The organism is Endozoicomonas sp. SESOKO3 (assembly GCF_024606255.1).
Genome location: NZ_JAHHPR010000043.1, coordinates 1 through 1,472, shown reverse-complemented (window position 1 = coordinate 1,472; position 1,472 = coordinate 1). Strand labels below are relative to the sequence as shown.

Annotated in this window: 1 protein-coding gene; it reads right to left on the bottom strand. The window is 48.7% G+C overall.

From position 1 onward, the window contains the following. Positions 1-1,262 (bottom strand): sodium:alanine symporter family protein (locus tag KDK18_RS00765; RefSeq protein WP_257252483.1); only part of this gene is annotated, 1,262 nt, incomplete at its 3' end. Positions 1,263-1,472: the final 210 nt, after the last annotated feature.

Below are 1,472 nucleotides of genomic sequence, written 5' to 3'. Positions count from 1 at the left end.
ATGTTGATCAGCGCCATAGTACCCATAGACAGATCAGCGAAAGCCCATACGGTAGGCAGGTTGCCAACAGAACCCCAGAACACCATGACCAGGACGGCCAGACGATAAATCATCAGCAGAGTCTTGCTGTTTTTAATGAACAGCAGGTTAGATTCACCATAATAGTAGTTGGCGATGATGGAGGTGAAAGCAAACAGCAGGATGGCTAATGCAACCAGATGTCCACCCCATGGTCCTATCTCACTGGACAGGGCTGCCTGAGTCAATGCAACGCCGGTCAGGCCACTGCCCGGTTCCAGCATACCAGACACCAGTATAATGGCAGCCGTGGCTGTGCACACGACAATAGTGTCCATAAACACCCCCAGCATGCCCATCATGCCCTGACTAACCGGGTGAGTGGAGTGTGCAGTCGCTGCAGCATTAGGTGCGCTGCCCATACCGGCTTCGTTGGAGAACAGGCCACGCTTGATACCTTGCATCATGGCCTGGGAAACCATGTAGCCGACACCGCCACCCATGGCGGTTTCAAGACCAAAAGCACTCTTGAAAATCAGGGTGAATACAGCCGGTAGTTCAGGGATATTCATGGCCACTATAACAACCGCCACAGCCAGGTAGCCCATGGCCATGAACGGCACAATCATTTCAGCGACTTTGGCGATGGAACGAATGCCACCAAAGATGATGACGCCGCTGGCCAGTACCAGTCCGATGCCAATGTATTCAGGAGCAATGTTATAACCCGTGAAAGCGGCTGCAATAGAATTGGACTGAACGCTGTTGAAAGCAAATCCGAACGCAATAATCAGAGAGATAGAGAAAGCAATGCCCATCCAGCGCTGACCCAGTGCTTTCTGCATGTAGTACGCAGGACCTCCGCGATAAGTGCCATCACCATTGTTGGTTTTGTAGATTTGGGCGAGGGTGTTTTCGGCAAAACTGGTAGCCATACCCAATAGGGCAATAAGCCACATCCAGAAGATGGCACCGGGTCCACCCAAATAAATAGCAACGGCAACACCGGCGATGTTACCGGTACCAATTCGGGCCGCAAGACTGGTGCAGAATGCCTGGAATGGGGAAATATGAAGGTCGGAATGAGTTCTGCGGCTACCCATCATGGTTTTGGCAGCCAGACCGAAGCGACGGATTTGTACGAAACGTGTACGAATGGTGAATAAAATACCGGCTCCAAGCAGCAGGTAAATCAGGATACTCCCCCAAAGAAGATTGTTTGATGCAGAGATAAAATCGTTCATAGTACTTCCTGATTATTAATATGATATTTAGTTTGTTTGTTTTTATTTCCATATAAAATAGATGAATAAACGATTACGAATAAGTACAAACACTGCCTGCCCGAGTCATAGCAAATTAAGAAATAACAATCGTTTAGGACGCGGTTGCAAACGTAGCGAAAAAGCGCAGTTTACAGCGAGTAAATGAGCATTTTGAGCCACTTTTTAACG